The organism is Anatilimnocola aquadivae (assembly GCF_049819085.1).
Lineage (GTDB): Bacteria > Planctomycetota > Planctomycetia > Pirellulales > Pirellulaceae > Anatilimnocola.
Map to the genome: position 1 here is coordinate 5598419 of NZ_CP187419.1, position 19814 is coordinate 5618232.

Consider the following 19814-nt stretch of genomic DNA (forward strand, 5'->3'; position numbering starts at 1 on the left):
GAGCTTTCGGCTGCGGCTCTAGAGCGCGTCTTCGCCCGTTTCGCCTGTGCGAATGCGAATGACATTGGCCAGTTCGTGAACAAAAATCTTGCCGTCACCAATCTGCCCCGTCTGTGCCGACCGCATGATGGTATCGAGCACGAGTGGCAGATTTGCATCCGAGACCACGACTTCGATCTTTACCTTCGGCACAAAGTCGACGGCGTATTCGGTACCGCGATACATTTCGGTATGCCCTTTTTGGCGACCAAAACCGCGAACTTCGCAAATGGTCATGCCGTGCACGCCACGTTCGGCCAAGGCGTTCTTGATATCTTCCAACTTAAAGTGGCGGACGATCGCTTCAACTTTTTTCATGCTGCTACTCCTGAGGGGCGAACGCGCTGCAATCCACTGCAATGCCCGTTGGCCTCATGCCGTTGACCTGCTGTGATGAAGAGAATGCTCGGATGCCAAGCAAAAAACGAACCAACCAGACAAAGCTGGTTGGTCCGCCCGTAGTTAGTTGCTAACTCATAGTCTAACCAGTGGTTAGAGCGAGATGTAGCCCTCTTCACCATGTTGGCTGAGGTCGAGACCTTCGATTTCCTCATCCTTGGTGACGCGCAAGCCCATCGTGGCATCCAGAATCTTCAGAATGATAAAGCAAGCGACTGCAGCAAAAACCCAGGTGACCAGCGTAGCGACGATTTGGCCAATCAAGGGCCGAGTGGCACCTTCGATCAAGCCTAGGGGCTGGCCGCCGTTGATATCCCAGGCTGCGCGAGTGGCAAACACACCGGTCAGGATGGCCCCCAAGGTTCCGCCTACACCGTGAACACCGAAGGCGTCCAGCGAGTCGTCGTAGCCCATGGCCGTCTTCAGTTTGGTGCAGGCGAAGAAGCAAACAACGCCGCCGGCCGCACCCATGGCCAAGGCGGGCATCAGATTGACGAAGCCTGCGGCGGGAGTGATGCAAACCAGCCCTGCAACGGCACCCGAGCACGCACCAAGCACACTTGGTTTGCCGCGAGTGATCCATTCCATCAGGGCCCAGGCCAAGGTGCCCGCAGCGGCCGAGAAGTGAGTCGTGGCGAAAGCGCTCGAGGTCAAATCGTCGCTGGCCAGTTCGCTACCAGCGTTAAAGCCGAACCAACCCACCCATAGCATGGCAGCGCCCAGCGTGGTGTAGGTCAGGTTGTGGGGAGGCATCGGCTCTGTGCCGTAGCCGAGTCGCTTACCCATCACCAACGCGCAAACGAGTGCCGAAACACCCGAGCTGATGTGCACCACAGCGCCACCGGCAAAGTCCATTGCGCCACCCATCAAGCTGAGTGACATGTCGGCATCTTTGCGAAACGCCAGGATGCCGCCGCCCCAAACCCAATGGCAAAGCGGGCAGTAGACGAACGTTCCCCACAGAATGCTGAAGACCACCATCGTGCTGAACTTCATGCGTTCGGCAAAGGCACCACAGATCAGAGCGGGGGTAATAATGAAGAACATCCCTTGGAACAACATGTGCGTGATACGCGGCAACACCATGGGTGTCCCTTCGTTCATCATCGGGGTGAAGGGCGCACCGTCCTTCCATTCGCGTTGCACGTTGTTCATGAACAAGTAATCGCCGTTGCCGATGTACGGGTTGCTACCGCCAAACGACAGCGAGTAACCGTACAGGGCCCACAGGACTGTCATCAAACCCATCAAAAAAATGCACTGCATCATCACGCCGAGGACGTTTTTTTTGCGGACGAGGCCGCTATAGAACATGGCCAGACCCGGAGCCGTCATAAACAACACCAGGGCCGATGAAGTCAGCATCCAAGCATTATTGGCACCCAGCATCGCGGCATTGGCCTTGGCTTCGACCGATTCCAAAGTCGACGGCGGTGTTGCGTTGGCCTCGGTTGCCGGAGCAGAGGGTGTTTCCACAGCTGCAGGTGCCGGCGTTTCTGGAGCTACAGTCGCCGGTGCCGCCGGCTCCTGTCCCAACGCCAGACAGCTTGAAATTGCAATAACTGCTAGCGCGCATCCCTGGCGCTGCCACAACGAACGATTCTTCAACATGGATCTTCCTCAAGTGACTAAAGTCACGCGAATTCAAGGCATCATGTCGCCTGCCGGCTACTGCCGGCACATGTGCCTTTCCGCCCGCCGCCAAAACACAACTAACCGTTAAGCTGGTAATGCTTTGTTGCCTGGTGCAACGGTCGAATTCAAGCTCAGCAACTTAATTGGCATGGAATAGGGAGTAAACCCCTTTCCTGTACAAAATGCCATAAAGCGATAGAGCGAGTTCTTGGATGCACCTTTTGGAATAGCTGGAATTTCCGCTAGGTGATTTCATCTTCCCTAAATCCGCAACGGCGTTGCCGAATAGGCCTTCTCTAGGGTCGTGCGAATCTTAACGATTTCGTAATTGTCGGAACGTCAGGGGTGCGGTTTGTATCGCTTAATCGGTCTGCACCGACCAACCAGTGACCATTGGGCGGCTAATTCCTGTCACCGGTGTGTTTCATTTGCTCCTCTCCCGTAAGCGTCCTACCTTTCGTTAGACATCCCCGAAAGACTCGGCAACTGTGTTCCTGTCAAACGCAGCGGCTAAGCGAGTTTTTGCAGCGATATCCTAGACCACGGCTACATGGAAAAGTCCTACCCAACCAGCGCTTCGTCCTCGTCTGCGAGCCCAGCTTCGCGGGATGCCGACGCACGATTGGAGGTAGTCTCCACTCTGATCGATCAGATCGAGCCCGATACCAGCGAGAATGATGCCTTCGAGCAGGCCTTCGAGAATCAGCTGGTGCAGGTTCGGCTTGGTCTGGGCAGTAGCCTGTTCTCTGCCTTACGAGCCAAGCATGCCCCTACCGCGGCACACTCCCTACGAGTGGCGATGGGCTGCTCTTCCTGGGCTGCTCTACTGCAACTGCCGGATCAACTGCGTGACGAAATCGAACTCGCCGCACTCCTGCACGACATTGGCAAGATTGGCGTCCCCGATCGCATTCTGCTCAAGCCCGGCAAGCTGACCCGCGACGAGTTTCTCGTGGTTGAAGGTCACCGCCGGATTGGCGTCGAGATTCTTCGTTCTTGTGCAGCATCGCCGCCGATGCTCAACATCGTGCACTACGCGGGAGCCTGGTTCGACGGCAGTCGCGAAGGTTACGACCTCCGCAGCGAACAACTTCCCCTGGGGGCCCGCATCCTGGCCATCGTCGATGCCTTCGATGCCATGACGAGCGATCAGGTCTACCGCCGCGCCCTCTCGCGTGAACGTGCCGTGGCCGAACTGTTTGAGTTCGCAGGCGTGCAATTTGATCCTCAGCTGGTGCGGGAGTTCTGCAGCTACCTAAGCGCCGATCTGGTCCGCCTGCATGGCGGCGCGGCTCGTCGTTGGTTGAAGCACCTACACCCCGATCAAGTCAATGCCTTTTGGCAATTGTCGCAATCGACGGGCAGCACCAACTCGTCGGCCGAACATGTGTTTCAGCAACGACTGCTGGAGAACATGCACGATGCTGTGATCTTTGTCGATAGCTCGCTACGTATCGTCCTGTGGAATCGGGCCGCCGAACGCTTGACTGGCATTGCTGCCTCGAGCATCGAACACAAACACTGGTCGCCGTCTCTCGTCAGTTTGCGAGATGACCGGCACAAACTCGTTGACGAAGATGACTGCCCCGTGATGCAGGCGATTCGTCAAGGCGGACAAACGCTCAAGCGGCTGTCCATCACCGGTCGCAATCAGCAGGTTGTCGAAGTCGATGCCCATGTAGTGCCCGTTCATGGCAAGAACGGCATCACCTTCGGCGCTGCAGTCTTGCTGCATGATGCCTCCTCACAGATCACCCTCGAGCAACGCGTCCAGTGCCTGCACGAACGGGCCACTCGCGATCCGCTGACACAAGTGGCGAACCGAGCCGAGTTCGATCGCTTCTTTACGATGACCGTCAGCGATCATATGAAGCGGCAATTGCCTTGCAGCTTGATCATTTGCGATATCGACCATTTCAAGAAGGTGAACGACACCTTCGGCCATCAAGCTGGCGACGAAGTGCTCGTCAATTTTGCTGCCTTGCTTCGTCGAAATTGCCGCGCTGGCGATCTCGTGGCCCGCTACGGCGGCGAAGAGTTCGTGATGCTCTGCAGCGACTGCGATAATAGCAGTGCGACCCGCAAAGCGGATGAAATTCGTGCTGAACTGGCCGAGTTACCGCTCCCGGCACTCAATGGCCGCAGTGTGACCGCAAGCTTTGGAGTGACCGAACTGCAAAGCGGCGATACGACCGATACGATGCTGCGTCGAGCTGACCGCGGCTTGTACCAGGCCAAAGAGAACGGCCGTAACTGCGTCGTGCAACTTGGTTCTGGTTTCACCGGCGAAGAGGCACCACCGAAGCCCTGGACCTGGTTCAGTTGGTTCCGCGGCGAGAAGGCCGATCACTTGCTCGAACGTACGCTCGCGACAGCAGTGCCGCTGAATGTGGTTGTCGAGAAGATGCGCGGCTTTGTGTCCGACTACCACGCCGATGTCGAAAAGATCGAAGAGGGGCATCTGCTCCTTCGCATCAACGGCGAGAATTCACCTTTGATGCGTCGTACCACCGATCGTCCGGTCGCCTTTCTCATCGAAATGTGGTTCGAAGAAGGCAGACTCAACCTCGGTGGTCGGACGGGCATCTCGGACCGAACCATTGTTCGCGTTTCGGTTCGTCCGGTTCGCAGTCGCGATCGTCGCCAGTCCGATGTGTTAGAACGAGCTCGCAAGATGCTGGCTAATCTGAAGTCGTACCTGGTTGCCCAGGAAATCGACCGCAAGCAATTGCTGCCTCCCAATGCCACCGCAAGCTCGATTGCAGAAGCCGTGACAACCGATACGACGATCGAGTAATCTATGCTTACTCGCACGCTGAGCGAGCGAGTCTAGCGGTAGCGGCCGCCACCTTGGCCATAGATCTGCATGTAGGCCATGTAGCTGGAAAACGCCAGTGAGCCAAAGAGCATCACGGTGAACCAACTGCCGAGCGTCAGGAAGAGAACGGCCATGCCGACGCCGGCCGCAATGCTCAATTGCAGCGCGCGCACTTGACCGCCGTGGGGATCGCGGATGGTGAAGAGCTGCATTGCAATCTGGCCGCCATCGAGCGGATACACTGGCACGAGATTGACCAATGCCCACCAGGTATTGAAGTAGAGCGCGGCATTCAGCAAGATCGCCAATTCATCGCTCATCCGATCGCTGCGAAACATCTTCAGATAGGGCAGAATTCCGTCTTCCGGCAGAGCGATGACCACATCGCCACCCATCGCACGAATGAAGACGTAAATCAGCAGCGCCAATAGCAGCTGCGCACCGGGCCCCGCCAGCGAGATATAGATCTGCTCCCAAGGCGTTCGCCGCTCGCCGCGCGGGCTGTAGTAAGAATCATAGGGATTCGGCGATCCTTCGATCGCGAGGCCACCCATCATGTACAACACGATGTGGGCCTGACGACCGAACCGCCGCATCATGAGTGCGTGGCCGAGCTCGTGAATCAAGATGGAAACGAAACTGACGAGCAACCAGATGATGACAATCTTGGGATCCTGAGCGCCCGCTGCGAAGACGACGAACAGCCAGTACAGGGGATGAACGCGCACCGGGAAACCGAGCACCGAAAAGTTGAGATCCCATGGGGTGCGATTTGGCTCGGCTAAAAACACGGCAATCCATTCTCCGGCTGAAGGCTAGGCGAAAGCGACGTCAACCGCCTAGTTATATCGCCAGTTGCCTGCGGCTACAGCAGGTGCCGAGCCTTGATGTTCAGATACTGGTTTACGAGCGGAGCCGTCATATCTTCGGGAAAGACATCCAGACTAAGGACGCCCGTGTGCTCCAGGTCGCGCAAGACCTGATGTCGCCAGGAGAGAATCTCGGCCGCTGCAGCGCCGCGAAACAGTTCTTCTTCCGAGCGAGGATCGTGGTCGGCCGCATCGAATAAGTGATGATCGCGCAGCAAAACGCCGAGCGGCAGATGTTGCCCGACGACATTGCCGAGGTAGCTTTGAATCTGGTGAGAATTGACCTCGTCAATCACATTCGTAATCAACACAACGAGCGAGCGTTTTTTGCAGTGCGTGTGTAGATACAGGAACGCGTCGTCGTACCGTGATTCCACCAACTCCGGAAAGCGATCGAAGGAACTGTGCAGCAGCTGATTCATCTGATTCATGCCGCCGCGCGGTGGGACGAACGACAGCACCTTATCGGCGAAGCAGATCATGCCCACCGAATCACCCTGCCGCAGCGCCACATAGCTGAGCATCAGCGCCGCATTCAGTGAGTGATCGAGCAAGCTGATGCCGGACGACTGATTGGTCATCAGGCGGCCGCAGTCGACCAAAAAGATTAACCGCTGGCTTTGGCTGGTCTGGAAGTCCTTAACCGTCAACTTGTTGCGGCGGGCACTGGCGCGCCAGTCGATGAATTTATAGTTGTCGTCGAGAGTGTAGTCTCGCAGCCGCTCAAAATCGTTCTCGGTGCCGACTTTGCGAGTGCGACGAACACCCATCAAGCTCAGGCGGTTGGTGCGGGCAAGAATAGCGAACTCAGCCAGCTGCTTCATATCGGGATAGACATGAATGGCGCTCGGTGCATCGTATTTGTAAAACCGCTTCCACAGCCCGAGCCAACTGCGCACGCGCACATGGACACAATGCATCGCGTAGGCGCCGCGACGGCTAGCGGTCAAATCGTAATGCACCGTCGTGCGACTGCGCGCACCTAGCTTGAGCACAAACTCCTTGGGCTCGGCAGTGAACTCTTGCGGGATATCGTCCACAACCCAAGCCGTGAATGATCGCGCGCTGACATTCGAAATCTGCAGGGTCACTCGGTGCGGTTTTTGCAGCGACGCGATTTTCAAGGCCTGCCGCTCGATGGTGAGCAGCTTCTTGGCCGGCAAGGTGAAGAGGTCGATCAACGCGATCAGTGGAATGATCAGGTCGACGACCAAGACCAGGGCCAGGAGTTTCTTATCGATCAGCAAGGTCATTGTCAGAATCACTGGCACGCTGAAGAGCGCGATGAGCGCCACGTGCGGATAAATCTTCTTGCTCCAGCCCAGGATCGCAATCGGCGCAGCCGCGAGCAGGACAATTGCCACTGCGTATTCGTTGAGGAAGTCCGCGTACTGCGTTAATAACTGATTCAGGCGATCCATGAGAGCGTTCCGGCTAGATCCGGGGAACCTCCACGGAGCGAATCAGTTCGGTGAGCAGATCATCGATCTTCTGCCCTTCCACTTCCGCCTCTGCGGTAAGCACAACGCGATGCCGCAAGGCGGGCAGAGCGATCTGCACTACGTCGTCTGGCACGGCGTAATCGCGGCCAGCAAACGCCGCGAGTGTGCGGGCAGCCTGCACGAGGGACAGCCCCGCACGCGGCGAAGCACCCATATGAAACTGTGGCCATTCGCGCGTGCGCCGCACAATCTTGTTGATGTAGTCGATCAGTCGCTGATCGATTCGCACCTTGGCATTGTCCTGGATCGTGCTCAGAATCTCAGCGGGCGAAGTGATTGTCTGCAGATCGTTCTTCAGCCGTTCGTTCAAATCCAACTGCTGGCTGTGCATCTGCAAAATCTGAGCTTCCTGCTGCTCTTGCGGGTAGTCGACGACCAGCTTGAACATGAAGCGATCGAGTTGGGCTTCCGGCAGGTTGTAAGTACCTTCCGACTCGATTGGGTTCTGCGTGGCGAGCACCAAAAACGGTCGCTCGATGACATGGCTAGTACCGTCCACCGTGACGCGATACTCCTGCATGATTTCCAGCAGAGCCGCATGCGTCTTGGCAGGCGCGCGATTGATTTCGTCCGCGAGCAGGAACTGCGTAAAGACCGGACCAGGGCGAAAGCGAAACTCCTGGGTCTTCATGTCGAAGATCGGGGCGCCTGTGATATCGGAAGGCATCAAGTCGGCCGTGAATTGAATGCGGCCGAACTGGCAACCAAGGACTTTGCCCAACGTGCGCACGAACAGCGTTTTGCCCAGTCCCGGCACGCTTTCGATGAGCACATGCCCGCTGGAGAAGAGGGCTACGAGTGCCCCGAGGACCAGTTCATCTTGGCCGACGTAGAGCTTGCCGATTTCCTGCGTGATGCGATCGAAGAGCTTCTTCGTCGGCGTCTCTCGGCCAGGTTCTGCACGGGGCGACAGATGAATGCCCGGTGCCGGAGCGGGGGCTGCGGGGGGCGGTGTTGTAGGCGGCGCGAAAGCGGGAGCACCGCTGCCGGGAGCCGAGAACGTCGGCTGATGTGCCGGCGCTGGAGGATTCCAGGCAGTCGTGGGCGCGGTCGGCGATGGTGCCGCAGGAGCAGGTGCCGAATAGGAGATATCGGAAGTCGGAGCGGCGCTCGTCGTGGGAACCTGCACCACGCCATAACACTGAGGACACGACGCCTTGCGACCTGCCGCAGAGGCGGGAACTTTCAGCGAGCGACCGCAGCCGTTGCAGGTAAACTCAATGGTGCCGGCGTTGGAATCGGGAGGTGAAGAGCTCATGCGGTCATCAAGATATACGAAAGGAGGAAATGGTCGTTTGGGAAGTGTTCGTCAGCTGCAGCAACTACTTGGAATTGAACAAGGGAACAGAGCACGACTTTAGTTCAGCCGGCAACGTCATACCATGCGAGGCAAGGCATTTCATTGTTTTTGTTCATGGTTGAGGATCGTTATTTCTTATGTGCCTTGCCGGAATCCCGTTTGCCATGCTGGCGGTACTGTTGCAGCCGAGCATAGGCATACGATTGATCTTTGGTTCGTTGCATCAGCTTGCCGAGCGCTGTGATGTGTTTACCGAAGTCGGAGGGTGAATCAGCGGGTAGCTTGCGGGCACGACCAAAAATGGCCGACTTCGCCAGGCAATAGACGATGGCAAGCATCACCATGTGAAACACGATCGAGTTCATGGGAAAAGGCCATTCTGAACTGGCCTTGGCGATTTGCCGATGCTCGACCGCGGGACCACCTTCACCACTTTCGATGAATGCCACATCGCCGGCGGGATCGCACTCGGCAATTAAACGGCCCGCGAGCTTGCGATGCTCGCGATTGATGAGCGGATAGTTCAGCAGCATGCTGCCGTTGTTGACAATGATGATCTGGCCATCGCCCCACGACAGATCCGATGGTTGAGTCACCCGCGTGATGATCGGGTCTCCGTCCCCTTTCAGAAAGACTTCGAACTCGTCAGGCAAACTGCTGCTCTTGGCCCCATCCTTTTTCGTGGGCACATCCAAATGACTGGAGACGATGATCTCGGCTGCCTTGGCATCGATGTCTTCGGCCCAAGGTCCTTCCAGCTTTGTGATTCGATGCGGCGCACCTTCCCGCACGACGAACCAATCCGCGGATTTGCCCTTCGGCAGTTTAGCGCGACTGGTGGCGAACTTTGATTTGGCTTCGGCCAATTGCCGGCGAACTTCGCTGGCTTGGGCGGGAGGAGCCAGAGGCTGCACGCGCGTCCAATAGGCCGTAGCCGCATCGTAGTCGCGGCCGACATAGATCACCGTGCGACCACTTCCCTCACTTAGCCAGTTCTCGAGAAACTGCCGTTGTTCTTCGGTCGGTACATTAAAATCGTCGGGGAACCAGACGATCGTTTGATACTTTCGCAAGCGGGGTGAAAGCTTGTCGAGCGAGGTGACCGAATGACCTGCTTTGCGGAACATCTCGGAAAGGACGAGCGTGCCATTCACGCTGGTGCGACTTTCGGTACCCGTGCGGCGACCATATTCGGTATGCAGTTGTTCCGATCCTCGCATCAGCCAGACGACAAAGAAGATCAAGATCACCAGGCCGACGAACACGAGCGGAAGCGTGTACGAGCTTCTCTCGGTCTTCTCGGTGGCGGAGCGATAGGTGCGTCCGATGCTCATGCGGCGGCGAGCTCCACTTTCTCGAGTTGCGCGTGGAAGTCGTCCAGCCGATGCCAACTTTCCTCGAACCGTTCGCGGCTCAGTTCGTGATGTCCAAAAAAGACATCCTCGAACGAGATCATGGTTCCTTGCAGCATTTGCTTGAGTGGTTCGCGGGAACGAGCCTCGCGCAGGTACTGGCGATTGGTCTTACCTTTGGCCAATCGAATGACGTGCCGCTTATCGAGCGCTACGAGTTGGTAACTGAAAAGGTAGATGACCGCTTCGGAGTATTGCCCAGCTTCATACAGACGGCGGGCTTCCGCGAGAAAGTCGCCAGTGACTCGTTTGAGCTGGAAGGGCAGGTCCTCCACGCGATCAATGTCTTTGTGCGTATCGACGAACTGCGTTCCCTGCGTTTGAGTTTGCTCGCCTTGCAAAAAGGTCTTCACGAGCAGAATGGCGACCGCGACAATCAGCAGTGTCAGGATCGAGAGGCCGATGACCTGAAAAATTGGGCCTAATGAACTTCGACCACCGCCGATAGCGCCCCTCGCGGGAGTTGTTCCCGGTTGCGCGGCCCATTTGGCCTTGCTGTTGGGGTCGGTCGAGGGATTGTTTTCCTTCACGTCAACACGGCGAACATCGTCCGTCTTGGGGTCGTAAAAGGGAAAGTAAGTTCTGCCCTGCAATGCTTCTCGCCCCTGAGTGACGGATGGATCTTCGTCCAGCGCAGCGTCTTGCCCGCAGCAGGTTGGCGGTAGACCAACGGCTGATATCAGCAGGCCAGCGAGCAGCAGGAGTTGAAACAGTTTCATCACGGCGAGCAGAAAAGCTAAACGAGGTTCGGTTTGAGACGCAGGGCTTCGGCTTTCATCAGCAGTTCGACTTCCCAGCCTTCGTGGCGAATTCGCAGGTCCAGGTAATCGAGAAAGCGAACGAGCGAGACGAGGCTGACGACAATCCACAGCACCGCAGGATACCAAAAATAAACCAGGATCCAGTTCAGTTCGGTATTTGAGAACAAGATCGATTGCAGCACAAATGTCGAGACGCCGACCATTCCAATCAGGCTCAGCGTAATCAAGCAAGTGCCGAGCCAGCGAACAAACAGGTCGCCACCATAGGGACCGTGCAAGTGCGAGCTACGTTTTCCAATCGTGAGCACGTTCGGATTGCTTGAGCGCAACGGGTTCTTTTCGAGCAGCACAATTTCGTTGATGTAGGGGCGAAAGGCACGCAGAGCGGTGGCAATCGGCATGAGCAAAAACGGAATCACAAAAGCTTCGATGGGCCAGTTCGGTTCGACGAGATCGAACGTCGCGACCAGCAACCACAACGGCAACAAGCCACGCAACAGGAACTGGCAGATGAAGATTGAGGGGAATTGTCGCAGAGTATCCCAGAACACTTGCTTGATCGTGGGCTTCTCCATGAAGACCGCAGGGCCCATGTACCCGACGACAAAGATCGAAGCGAGTGGGGCTTCCATGTAGATGAAGACCGCCATCGTCCAAAAATAGCGCATCGGCCATTCTTCGACATAGTCGAGATCGTAGGCCATCCAACCGAGGAAAATGCCGTTCAAGATCGCCAGCGGCACAATGGCCAAGAGCGAGCAAATGAGCCACGGCTTCCAGAATTCGCGGAGGACGCGAAACGAAAGATCGACGGTTTCGAGCAGGTTGCGCTCGCGGATCGAGATGCGGGTGTTATCGAGTTGCACCGAGCAGGCTCCGCGGGAATCCGAGCACGATGAAGTAAAACGCCAAGGCAGAACTCGAAATGATCGCGACTGCTGCCTTAATCCAGTAAGGGGCGGCCGAGGGAGATAAAAAACCTTCGATGAACGCAGCCATGCCGAACATGATCATGGCCGAGCACATGACCGGCATCATCTCCTTGCCGGTTTGTTGCAACGAAGCCCCGCGGGAAAGTTGCCCCGGCATGATCCAGGCCAAGCCGAGTCTTAGGCCCGCTCCGGCAGACAACACGATGGCCGTTAGCTCAAAGGGACCATGCGCGGTCACGAAGTGAAAAAAGTTCGCCCCCTCAGGAACATCGGGCCGGGCCATGTAGCCAAAGGCTGCTCCCAACACGAGCGCATTCTTGACAGTCACATACAGTCCCGGAACGACGAGCAGTCCCCAAACGAAGCACTGCAGACCAATGCCTGTGTTATGGCGAATGTAGAATGCGGCCATAATGAGGTTCATGTCGCCGTCGCGGCCGGTGCCATCGATGGGGTTCTTAAAATTCCCTTCCAGCTGTTCGATCATCTCGGGCTTCATCATCTGTTCGGCATAGTCGGGCCAGGTCGACTTCGAGTAGGCCAGCCAAGCGCTCAGAATGAAGAATCCCCAGAACAAGCAGAACATGAACTGCACGCAGCGATCATTGAAGATGCGCTGGGGAACATCTTCCAGTAGCATCTTGCTCCACGCAGCAAAATCGAGCCGCTTGCTGCGATACAGCTGGTTGTGTGCTCGGCCCACGATGCCATGCAGATACTGCACGGTGTTTTCGGGCAATTGATACGAGTTCGATAACGCCAAGTCCGCACAGGCGGCACGGTAGAGAGCCGAGAAGCGGGAAATCTCCGCCGTGTTGAGCGAGTTCAAACTCGACCGCGCGCAGTATCGCTCGAGCTCCTGCCAGTTCTTGCGGCGGCGTTCGAGTAGTTCGACTACTTTCATGGCGTCGGCCTTCGTGCGTCAGCGGCAGAGTGATGAGACGATGGTGAGTGGCTTAAAACTTGGGCGGTGTTTCCAGCGGAATGCTGACCATTTGCTCTTGCGGCAAGGGCGGCATTTTCACTTGAACCGGGAATGGGTTCCCGACATTCTGAAACGGGTTGTTTTGCAGCGCTGCGGCTTTGGCTTCGGCCAGCCGTTGTTCGTCCTGATGACGATCTGCGATGAACGTGCGGTAGTACAGTGAGCAGAGAAGCAAGTCGTAGGAGGTATCAGCTGGAAGACCAAACTGCTGTAACAATGGTTCGCCCAAATGCTTGGCAACTTCGCGGCGGCGAAGAGGCGAAAAGAAACGTCGCCGTTCGACATACGTGGCGAGCGCTCTCGCCAATTGTCGCGAGACCACGAAGTTCGGCGGCAAGTAGCCGGCCAGTTGAATGGCGCGGTGATCTTCTAGTTTGGCGACGCCCGTGAGCCAGGAATTTTGTTCGACAACCACAATCGTGCCTGCGACCAAATCACCCAATCGCTGGCTGCGATCGTTGAGAGTCATCACCACGACGCCAATCAGCGGCATGCCGGGAAACAGATCTGCTCCGCGAAATAGGTTTCGCATGATCGACTGCATGCCATTGATCGGCTGACCTTCGGTCGTCAGCACGCGCAGGCCGGTCAAGCGTTTGCCGGGGGTCTGCCCGTTCATGTAGACCTCGAACAGCCCGGTATAAAACCACTGCACGAGGAACGACACGATGATGATAATGGCGACCGACAGTCCCATGCTGATGGTGGTGAGCGTGAGCATCAGGATGATGCCGAAGATGATCATCCCCGTGGCCATGATGGCCCAGTCGACCAGCAAGGCTGGCAAGCGGCGGAATGGTCCCGCCAAGCGATACTCGAACGCGATGTTCTCCGGTGTGACCACCCGGATAATGGAATCGATTTGCTCGCGACGCTGTGCCATAGAGCCCTTATTATCGCTGGCCAGCGGTCAGCCGCAAGTCTCCGATGGGTTGGCATTCCCGTTGGTTACGAGTTCGCTTGCATGCTGGGCGAAGCGTGGCTCCGTTCGGCCATGGCGCGGCACGCACTGATAATGCCAAGTTGATCCAGGCCGAGATCCGCCAGCAGTTCAGCTCGCTCGGCATGTTCGACAAACCTATCGGGCAGACCGAGTCGCTTGATGCGGCTGCAATCGAGGCCCATGTCTGCCGCTGCTTCCAACACCGCGCTGCCGAATCCACCCATCAGGCAGCCTTCTTCAACGGTAATCACGAACGGACATTCACGCAGAGCTCGTTCTACCATTTCGCGATCGATGGGCTTGATAAAGCGGGCATTCACCACGCCAATATCCAGGCCGTCTTGTCGCATGCGATCTGCCGCGCGGACGCACTCAGTGACCAGCGTACCGCAGGCGATGATGATGCCATCGCGCCCCCAGCGCAGGACTTCTGCCTTGCCAAGCTCAAGCGGCGAACGTTCGCCGGGCAAGGTCTCGGCATTCGCCTTCGGATAGCGAATCGATGTCGGCGAATCGAGCGACAGGGCAAAGTCGATCATTCGCTGGGCGTCGTACGTATCGCCGGGAGCCATGCAAACGATGTTCGGGAAGACTCGCATGTAGGCAATGTCGTACGAGCCGTGATGCGTCGGGCCGTCGGGACCGGTCAGGCCCGCACGATCGAGCGTGAACATAACCGGCAGGTTTTGCAGGGCCACTTCCTGGAAAATTTGGTCATAGCTGCGTTGCAAAAACGTGCTGTAGATATCGACGATGGGCCGCATACCTGCTTTGGCTTGACCGCCCGCGAAAGCGACCGCGTGCGACTCACAAATGCCGGTATCGAAGAAGCGAGACGGGAATTCCTCGCGCACTTTTTCCAACTTGTTCCCTTGGCACATCGCGGCGGTGAGGACCGTCACGCGACTATCGCGGCGCATCGCGTTGCCAATCGCTTCGCTCATCAGATTGGTATAAGCGGGCGAACCACCCGATTTCTTTGGCACCGCGCAGCCACCTTCGTCCTCGAAGGCTGGGGGGGTATGGAAGAAAACGGGATCGGCAGCGGCCGGTTGATAGCCGTGACCTTTTTCGGTGACCACGTGCAACAGGATCGGACCCTTCAGATCCTTGACCATCTGCAGGTACTTCTTCAGCACGACAATGTTGTGACCGTCAATCGGCCCCAAGTAGCGGAAGCCCAGATCTTCGAACATCATGCCGCCATGCAGGCCGGCTTTGACTGCTTCCTTCATCTGAGCGAGGAAGCGTTCGACGGGGTCGCCCAGCAGCGGAACCTTGTTCAGTGCCTTGACGACTTCCGTCTTCAAGCCGGCATAGAAGGGTGTGGTGCGCAGGCGGTCCATGTAGCTGGCCATGCCGCCGACGCGCGGGCAGATCGACATCTTGTTGTCGTTGAGGATGACGAGCGTATCGCTCTTCAGGCCACCCGCATTGTTGAGTGCTTCGAAAACGATGCCCGAAGGAAACGCACCATCGCCGATGACTGCCACTGCGCGACGGTCACCTTCTCCGCGCAGGTCGTCACCACTCTTCAAGCCGACCACGGTCGAGACGCTGGAACCGGCGTGGCCGGTCATGAACAGGTCGTATTCGCTTTCGTGCGGGTTAGGGTAGCCCATCAGACCACCCTTGGTGCGGATGGTGCTGAACTCGTGATAGCGACCGGTGACGAGCTTGTGTGGATAGATTTGGTGGCCGGTGTCCCAGATCAGCCGATCGCGGCGGAAATCGTACACGCTGTGCAAAGCCAAAGTGAGCTCGACCACGCCCAGGTTCGAAGCGAAGTGAGCGGTCCGCGTGCTGAGCAAATTGCAAAGCACGTCCCGGATCTCCGCTGCGAGCGTGGTCAACTCACCGACCGACATCTTCTGCAGGTCTTGAGCCGATTCAATCTTTGAAAGCATCTGGTGCATAGCTGCTTAATGATTCCTTTCCAACACATAGCGGGCGAGCGCTTCCAAATGCGTCGCACGCGGGGCGAAGACGGCAACCGCCTGACGAGCCTCGGCAATCAACCGGCTGGCTCGTTCGCGGCTAGCATCCTCCCCTATAAGACCGGGATAGGTCAACTTCCCAGCATCCGAATCTTTGCGAGTCTTCTTACCCATCTTGCTCTCGTCACCGCCCAAGTCCAAGAGGTCATCAACAATTTGGAAGGCTAATCCCAGGCATTGCCCGTACTGACTGAGCCCCTGTAACTGCTCCTGGTTCGCTCCAGCGATCAACCCGCCGAGCCGCAGCGAAACCTCAATCATGGCTCCCGTCTTTCGCCGATGAATCCGTTCCAAACCCGCCAAATTCTGGGCCAAGTGCTGTGGATGCAAGTCGTCTTGCTGTCCGCCGACCAGGTTGCCTGCTCCAGCCGCAACCGCCAGTTCCAGCACGCACTTAGCGGCCACCGCCGGAGGCTGAATATCCCGCGCAATCAGTTCAAACGCCTGGGCGAGCAAGGCATCGCCTGCCAGGATCGCCGTCGCTTCGCCATACGCGACATGACAGGTCGGCAGACCCCGACGAAGCTCGTCGTTGTCCATCGCTGGCAAGTCGTCATGAATGAGCGAATAGGTGTGAATGAACTCAACCGCACAGGCCGCCGGCAGGGCTGCCATAGCATCATAACCGCAGGCCTCGCAAGCCATTAACACCAGCAGCGGCCGCAATCGTTTGGCTGGGGCCAGCAGGCTGTGCCGAATCGCCGCAGCGAGATGAGCCGGGCAGTCGTCGCCGTAAGTCGTGTAGTCGCTTAACTTGTGTTCGACGCGCTGACGCCAAGCTTGGCAATAAGCAGCGAATTCTTCGGCAGAACCGTCAGCAGACATAGCGGGGCGGGCCGACTCGGGGCGAGTGAAATGGGTGTGGAAGTATCATACCGCTTGAGTGCCGGGCAAGTGAGGGGGACTGGACCTTAGCGACTCGACATTCGCCCTAGCGAAAGGGCTGCTTGACCGCTTGCCCTTGAGGATTTTGCGTTGGTTGCAATTGAATGCGCACATGATCGAGCCGACGCCGGTCGGCCGTCGTTGACGGAACCAGATCCGGCAGCGGCAGGAACCGAGCCAACGACTGGGTCGAACGAGCCGCCGGAACTTGCCATTCCTGCTCCGGGACCAGCGTCCGCAGCAGCCCCAGCGAAGTTGCCTGATGCCGTGGTGGCAGTTCCAGCAGCGATCCGTTGGCCGTCGCCAGCAACACGCCTGCACGCAGCGCATCGGCACTGCCGGTCAGGTTCAATTCTCCGCCACGCAGACCAAACCCCAACGACAGCTGTCGAAACGAGACCGCGCCCGTTCCACTCGCCAGTGACTCCACTGGTGGACAGTTCAGCTGCAAGTGCTCGGCCGCGGCCAGCAGCAGCGATCTGCCAATCCAGCCATCGCGAGCTTGCACGGTGCCGCGAATCGAGGTCAGCCTGCCCCCCTCGATGGTCGCATCGTCAATTTTGCAAGTTGCCAGTCCGCTTAGCTGATGGGCGAACTGCTCGCTGATGAGTGCATCGAGATCGACGTTGTGCAACGTGCCGCTCAGCCTCCCCGTCGATTGCTCACCTGCTTGAACAAACTCCAACCGTCCCACAAACGTCGCGCCGATGCCCAAGTGCTTCACCTCGGGCCAGCCTGCCGTGGCCAGCGAACAAGGCAAAGGCAACGAGCCGCTGTCGAACTGCCAGCGCGAACTCGGCGGCGATGTTTGCCGATTGCGTTGCACCACGATTCGACCTCGCGGCAATTGTGGATCCGCTTCAGGCAAGCGAAACAGCAGTTCCGCGATGGGCCCTTCGGCACCCTGTTTCCAGGTCCCGTTCAGATCGACCAGCGTCAAGCTTCGCTCGGCATCTCGCAGCGTGAACTCACGAATCCAGATCTCGCAGGGGAGTGATTCCGCGGTTTGTTGCATCCGCAACCAGCGCTGCTGCAGCAGATTGCGCAACTGCGGCAGCTGGACCGATTCCACCACCACCTGCCAGCCAATCAGCTTCCATTGTTTCTCTTCACGAATGACTTCCAGCGAAGCGATCGTGCCGATCGGTGCGCCGGTCTCTTCGTCGAAGAGCGCGACGTTGGTCAGCTCCGCCGCCTCGGGCCGCCAGTAGTCGACCTTCTCGCACGTGACTCGCAGGCCCAGCTTTTGGCTGAGCACCTGCTCCCACTCTTGTTTTTGCGAGAGCATCACTCCCGGCAACGAGCGATAGGTAACCCAGCCCGCCGTGATGCACGTAGGCAATAGGCAGCACAGCACGAAGCCGAGTCGGCATACGAGTTGTGCGGTATTGCGGTGCATGACGAACGTCCTTGTTCAGTCAACTCTGTCCAATCAACGAATCAAATCGACTATCTTTCTCGGGCCATCTTGTTGAACAATTCCAACCGAGCTTGCATTTCCACCAGGCTGTCATTGCCGAACTTTTCGACCAGCGCGCGGGCGATTTCAAACGCCACCACGTTCTCCACGATCACGCTCGCGGCCGAGACCGCGCACACATCGCTCCGTTCGTACTGAGCGTTTTCGGCTTCCTTCGTTTCGAGATTCACCGAGCCCAGGGGCTTGGCCAGCGTGCTGATCGGCTTCATCGCGGCGCGGACGACCAAAGGCTGGCCATTGGTCATGCCCGCTTCGAGTCCCCCGGCGTTGTTCGTTGGTCGGCTGAAGCCCAGCGTCGCTGTGTCGCGAGTCTCGGGATCGAACTGGATCGGGTCGTGAACTTGCGAGCCCGGCCGACGAGCCGCTTCGAAGCCCAGTCCAATCTCGACACCCTTGATCGCCTGCACGGCCATCACTGCCTGAGCGATCCGTCCGTCCAGCTTCAAATCCCACTGTGCGTGCGTGCCCAAACCAAACGGCATCCCTTCGACGCGCACCTCGACAATGCCGCCGAGCGTATCGCCGGCCTTACCGGTTTCGTCGATCAGCTTTTTGACTTCCTCGTCCTTCTCGGGCACCAGCGAATAGACCTCACTGCTCTCGCGCCGTTGCAGCCGTTCGGCCAGAGGGGCGTCGACCGGGTCGAGCTTGATCCCACCAAGTTCCACCACGTAGCCAATCACTTCGATGTGGAACGCCGAAAGCAACTGCCGGGCGAGTGCCCCCGCAGCCACGCGAACCGTGGTCTCGCGGGCACTGGCCCGTTCGAGAATGCCGCGGATCGAACCCATGTATTTGATGGCCCCGGTCAGGTCGCCGTGACCTGGTCGCGGGCGTTGCAAGTCGCTAAGCCGTTCCAGCTTGTAATCTTTGTTGACGACCTGCAGCGCGATGGGGCTGCCGAGGGTCTCGCCCTTCCAAATGCCCGACAGCACATCGACCGTGTCGGTCTCAATCCGCTGCCGCCCGCCCCGTCCATAGCCTCCCTGTCGCCGACGCAGTTCCTGGTCGATCACCGCCGTATCGAGCTTCACCCCCGCCGGAAAGCCGTCGACCAAGGCCAGCAAGGCCTTGCCGTGAGACTCACCCGCGGTCCAATAACGTAAAGTCATGACATCCAAACAGTTGCGTAAAAATCGTCTCTCGTTCAGCGGGTGCGCAGGGAGAGCCCGCGCACAATAAACCGTGATGTGAATTCTAGTTACGGTTCGAAGTCACGAACAGGGCGGTTTTCCAGCGGGATAACGTGGACACTTAGAGCACGTTGCCCACCGACTCTTACCACCTCTCCTCGGCACTCCGGAGACAGCCGGGATGACGGGCCGATCCACAACTTGCTCAACCATGGCCAATCACCAACCCTTCCAATGTTCTCGAACCCACCACTAACCGACTCGCCTCCTCAGCTCATTGAACAGCCACCTGAACAGTGTTTTTTGATAACTTTTTCTCGCGAAAAATTGAATCTGAAAAATCGCCGTAACCATCTACCGGGTTATGGTTTGCAATTCGCGGCAAACGGTAATCTGCCGTTTTCCTGATAACCGTTTGATAACCACCAAAGGGCCAGCTGAACAGTCTCGGATTCACCTCTCTGGGCACCAATCGCCTGTGTACCTACGGCGACCAAATTTCCATTAATCTCATCCCGCCTGTTCGTCCCCTTCCGCACTTACGTCGCAACGAATCTGGTGATCTACACCTCGTCTCCGTTGGCTGCCCCGGCAACCGTGGATTAACCAGCTCCCGCAATCAGACGCTGCTGCGTTCACATGGATAAGGGCAGTTCAGCCTCCACTCGCATCGCTAATCACCGAACCAGTCTGAACAGGGGGTGAGGTGATAACCTTTTCGCCA

The 19814-nt window shown here is 57.7% G+C and carries 15 protein-coding genes; 1 reads left to right on the plus strand and 14 read right to left on the minus strand.

The features are described 5' to 3' along the window. Positions 1 to 18: 18 nt before the first annotated feature. Positions 19 to 357, minus strand: coding sequence for a P-II family nitrogen regulator (locus NA78x_RS22035; protein ID WP_145092663.1), 339 nt, complete (start codon positions 355 to 357; stop codon positions 19 to 21). Between the two features lie 174 nt (positions 358 to 531). After that, positions 532 to 2049, minus strand: a complete 1518-nt coding sequence (gene amt / locus NA78x_RS22040) for an ammonium transporter (protein ID WP_425614540.1) — start codon at positions 2047 to 2049, stop codon at positions 532 to 534. 646 nt (positions 2050 to 2695) lie between these two features. On the opposite strand from amt, the gene NA78x_RS22045 reads away from it, so the two are divergent. Beyond that, complete coding sequence (locus tag NA78x_RS22045) at positions 2696 to 4870, plus strand: diguanylate cyclase (RefSeq protein WP_425614541.1); 2175 nt, start codon at positions 2696 to 2698, stop codon at positions 4868 to 4870. A 32-nt stretch (positions 4871 to 4902) separates the two neighbouring features. Here the strand turns inward: NA78x_RS22045 and NA78x_RS22050 are convergent, their stop codons facing one another. The 12 genes from NA78x_RS22050 to aroC form a co-directional block, all read right to left on the minus strand. After that, positions 4903 to 5619, minus strand: coding sequence for a metalloprotease (locus NA78x_RS22050; RefSeq protein WP_425614542.1), 717 nt, complete (start codon positions 5617 to 5619; stop codon positions 4903 to 4905). 137 nt (positions 5620 to 5756) lie between these two features. Continuing rightward, positions 5757 to 7181: a DUF58 domain-containing protein gene (locus NA78x_RS22055; RefSeq protein WP_425614543.1), complete on the minus strand. Its 1425-nt coding sequence runs from the start codon at positions 7179 to 7181 to the stop codon at positions 5757 to 5759. 13 nt (positions 7182 to 7194) lie between these two features. Further along, positions 7195 to 8520 carry an AAA family ATPase gene (locus tag NA78x_RS22060; protein WP_425614544.1) on the minus strand — a complete coding sequence of 442 codons (1326 nt, stop codon included), beginning with the start codon at positions 8518 to 8520 and terminating at the stop codon, positions 7195 to 7197. A gap of 170 nt (positions 8521 to 8690) precedes the next feature. Beyond that, positions 8691 to 9896 (minus strand): DUF4350 domain-containing protein, encoded by a 1206-nt coding sequence (locus NA78x_RS22065; protein ID WP_425614545.1) that lies wholly within the window; start codon positions 9894 to 9896, stop codon positions 8691 to 8693. Further along, positions 9893 to 10693 (minus strand): DUF4129 domain-containing protein, encoded by an 801-nt coding sequence (locus NA78x_RS22070; RefSeq protein ID WP_425614546.1) that lies wholly within the window; start codon positions 10691 to 10693, stop codon positions 9893 to 9895. Before NA78x_RS22070 ends, NA78x_RS22065 begins: the two co-directional genes overlap by 4 nt. Before the next feature lie 17 nt (positions 10694 to 10710). After that, positions 10711 to 11601: a hypothetical protein gene (locus NA78x_RS22075; RefSeq protein WP_425614547.1), complete on the minus strand. Its 891-nt coding sequence runs from the start codon at positions 11599 to 11601 to the stop codon at positions 10711 to 10713. Then, the gene (locus NA78x_RS22080) at positions 11588 to 12571 is read right to left on the minus strand and encodes a stage II sporulation protein M (protein ID WP_425614548.1); all 984 of its coding nucleotides are present in this window, start codon (positions 12569 to 12571) and stop codon (positions 11588 to 11590) included. The genes NA78x_RS22075 and NA78x_RS22080 overlap by 14 nt, the downstream gene beginning before the upstream one ends. A gap of 52 nt (positions 12572 to 12623) precedes the next feature. Then, positions 12624 to 13535 carry an RDD family protein gene (locus NA78x_RS22085; RefSeq protein WP_425614549.1) on the minus strand — a complete coding sequence of 304 codons (912 nt, stop codon included), beginning with the start codon at positions 13533 to 13535 and terminating at the stop codon, positions 12624 to 12626. 65 nt (positions 13536 to 13600) lie between these two features. Further along, on the minus strand, positions 13601 to 15511 hold the full coding sequence (gene dxs, locus NA78x_RS22090) for a 1-deoxy-D-xylulose-5-phosphate synthase (protein ID WP_425614550.1): 1911 nt from the start codon (positions 15509 to 15511) through the stop codon (positions 13601 to 13603). 6 nt (positions 15512 to 15517) lie between these two features. After that, complete coding sequence (locus NA78x_RS22095) at positions 15518 to 16417, minus strand: polyprenyl synthetase family protein (RefSeq protein ID WP_425614551.1); 900 nt, start codon at positions 16415 to 16417, stop codon at positions 15518 to 15520. Between the two features lie 106 nt (positions 16418 to 16523). Further along, positions 16524 to 17876, minus strand: coding sequence for a hypothetical protein (locus NA78x_RS22100; RefSeq protein ID WP_425614552.1), 1353 nt, complete (start codon positions 17874 to 17876; stop codon positions 16524 to 16526). Between the two features lie 50 nt (positions 17877 to 17926). Then, entirely contained in the window at positions 17927 to 19069 is a 1143-nt protein-coding gene (gene aroC, locus NA78x_RS22105) for a chorismate synthase (RefSeq protein ID WP_425614553.1), read from the minus strand. Positions 19070 to 19814: the final 745 nt, after the last annotated feature.

Bases quoted from the DNA above. Each gene is read 5' to 3' on its own strand.
- amt (WP_425614540.1), bottom strand. From the start codon at position 2,049: ATGTTGAAGAATCGTTCGTTGTGGCAGCGCCAGGGATGCGCGCTAGCA.
- NA78x_RS22060 (WP_425614544.1), bottom strand. From the start codon at position 8,520: ATGAGCTCTTCACCTCCCGATTCCAACGCCGGCACCATTGAGTTTACC.
- aroC (WP_425614553.1), bottom strand. From the start codon at position 19,069: ATGACTTTACGTTATTGGACCGCGGGTGAGTCTCACGGCAAGGCCTTG.
- NA78x_RS22085 (WP_425614549.1), bottom strand. From the start codon at position 13,535: ATGGCACAGCGTCGCGAGCAAATCGATTCCATTATCCGGGTGGTCACA.
- NA78x_RS22065 (WP_425614545.1), bottom strand. From the start codon at position 9,896: ATGAGCATCGGACGCACCTATCGCTCCGCCACCGAGAAGACCGAGAGA.
- NA78x_RS22070 (WP_425614546.1), bottom strand. From the start codon at position 10,693: ATGAAACTGTTTCAACTCCTGCTGCTCGCTGGCCTGCTGATATCAGCC.
- NA78x_RS22080 (WP_425614548.1), bottom strand. From the start codon at position 12,571: ATGAAAGTAGTCGAACTACTCGAACGCCGCCGCAAGAACTGGCAGGAG.
- NA78x_RS22095 (WP_425614551.1), bottom strand. From the start codon at position 16,417: ATGTCTGCTGACGGTTCTGCCGAAGAATTCGCTGCTTATTGCCAAGCT.
- NA78x_RS22035 (WP_145092663.1), bottom strand. From the start codon at position 357: ATGAAAAAAGTTGAAGCGATCGTCCGCCACTTTAAGTTGGAAGATATC.
- dxs (WP_425614550.1), bottom strand. From the start codon at position 15,511: ATGCACCAGATGCTTTCAAAGATTGAATCGGCTCAAGACCTGCAGAAG.
- NA78x_RS22055 (WP_425614543.1), bottom strand. From the start codon at position 7,181: ATGGATCGCCTGAATCAGTTATTAACGCAGTACGCGGACTTCCTCAAC.
- NA78x_RS22100 (WP_425614552.1), bottom strand. From the start codon at position 17,876: ATGCACCGCAATACCGCACAACTCGTATGCCGACTCGGCTTCGTGCTG.